This is a genomic window from Glycomyces tarimensis (genome assembly GCF_054776215.1).
The window spans coordinates 1-1,847 of the sequence record NZ_BAAHCB010000014.1; the positions used below are offsets into that span (position 1 = coordinate 1).

At 57.7% G+C, this 1,847-nt stretch carries 2 protein-coding genes and 1 pseudogene; 2 read left to right on the forward strand and 1 reads right to left on the reverse strand.

Annotated elements, in window-relative coordinates; all coding sequences use genetic code 11:
* Positions 1-124 precede the first annotated feature (124 nt).
* On the reverse strand, positions 125-751 hold the full coding sequence (locus tag ACYVK3_RS12150) for a hypothetical protein (protein ID WP_460497583.1): 627 nt from the start codon (positions 749-751) through the stop codon (positions 125-127).
* Positions 752-1,193: 442 nt separating this feature from the next.
* Here ACYVK3_RS12150 and ACYVK3_RS12155 point away from each other — a divergent pair.
* Positions 1,194-1,319 (forward strand): annotated as a pseudogene (locus ACYVK3_RS12155) (transposase); the annotation flags it as partial.
* Positions 1,270-1,818 (forward strand): transposase, encoded by a 549-nt coding sequence (locus ACYVK3_RS12160; RefSeq protein WP_460497584.1) that lies wholly within the window; start codon positions 1,270-1,272, stop codon positions 1,816-1,818. The pseudogene ACYVK3_RS12155 and the gene ACYVK3_RS12160, both read left to right, overlap by 50 nt.
* Positions 1,819-1,847: the final 29 nt, after the last annotated feature.

Genomic DNA, 1,847 nt, shown 5'->3' on the forward strand with positions numbered 1-1,847 from the left:
TCACTCAAGGGAAGAGATCAGCGAAGCCGACCGAACCACCAACAGGTTAAAAGACAAGCTTAGGACCTGCGTGCGATCCCCAACAGGACGAAATTCATAACGATATATCCACATACGATACACTCTATGGATCTATGTCGTATCGATAGTCATGATCGACTACGTCTTCCTGAATCGATTCGACCATCGCATCTATTTCGGATTCAAGGTACAGTCTTTCAGAGCCGGAAACCAACTGCAGCTTACATCTCAGCTCGTCGACTATTTCCGGGTATTTGGGAGCCAACAACCAAAGCACCCGTATGATTGATCGGCTTTCAGTCGGTATCCCACGATGAAAGTCCCTTATGTACAGATTTTTGCTTTTGTAAAGTTCTCTGAATGCCCCCTGCCAGAGAACCACAGTTTCTCCGGTAGAAGGATCCACCACCTCGTCTTCGGTCCAGCCAAACGAGAGCAAAGAAAGCGGTTCGTGCAAAATATCCGGCTTCTCACACAAATCCTCATCCAGCAGACGATTGATAACGCGCACCGCGAGCAAGGTCGTCTCTCCCAGAGTGCCGTCATTGCAAATATAGTTTCCTATACCCGAACCGAAATAACGTTCTTCTCGTTGAAGGCGACTATTCAGCGCCATCCTAGTGAGTGGCTGGGTAAGATCCACACTGTTGCCGAGCGGATCCCGGGCATCTTCCCAATTTACACCGCTAACGATACTCGCAATCCGTTCCAGGCGCCGCTCTCGATTCACCCGCCCCCCCTTCCGTCAGTTCGACAGTCCGAACGTATCCAGACATCTATTAAAATAGTCCTTCAATTCTCCAGTCTCTGGGGGCAGCGCCTCCGAGAACACGATGTTGTCAAGGCTCATCTCCTGCAACGCATTCGCGCCCGCATAGGTTTTCGCTGCAATAACTGGAGCCGCCCCTCTCACTATACTCTGCGGCGGCACCGGTATTGCCCGTCGTCATGTCAGTAGCCGCGACAACACTCGGACGACGTTTACTAAGAACTGGTTTCAGGGTCGTGGGTGGTGGGACTAGTTGTGCGGCGCGTGGTTTCAAGTTCGCTTGTTGAACGGGGATGGCGAAACCATGGGAGATCGACGAAGAGCTATGGGTCCGGATCAAGCCGCTACTGCCGGTCCATCGGCCCGGAAGGCGCGGGCCGGTCCCGCTCGATGACGGAAGTGCCTGCAGGGCATCTTCTTTGTTCTCTTCACCGGGATCAACTGGAAACACTTGCCGGGCGAGCTCGGCTTCGGATTCGATATCACCTGCTGGCGGCGGTTCCGCCGCTGGTGCGAGGCCGGGGTTTGGGACCGCCTCCACCAAGTCCTGCTCGCCGAGCTGCACGCCCCGGGCGAGATCGCCTGGTCCACCGTCTGCCTGGACGGCAGCCGCATCAGGGCTAAAAAAGGGCGGTGGAGTCGGGCCCTCGCCGGTCGACCACGGACGGCCCGGCTCGAAACACCACATCGCCTGCAACTCAGCCGGTATCCCCCTCGCCGTCTTGACCACCGCGGGGAACGTCCCGGACATCAAGGCCGCAAAGGACCTGGTCGACGCGATACCGCCCGTGGCCGGCCGTGTCGGTCGCCCGCGGCGTCGGCCCGAGATGATCCTCGCCGACGGCGGCTACGACTCCCGAGCGTTCCGTGACTGGCTGGCCTCCAAGCGGCTCGCATCGGTCATCCCGCAGCACGGCCGCAAGAAGATCATCCGCCTGGGCACGATCAGGTGGGTAGTCGAGCAAGCCATCGCCCATCTCCACCAGTTCAAACGCCTGGGGCTTAACCCTTTGACGTTGACACCTTGATCTCCCGGGCCGGTAGGGTTCGGGTTGCA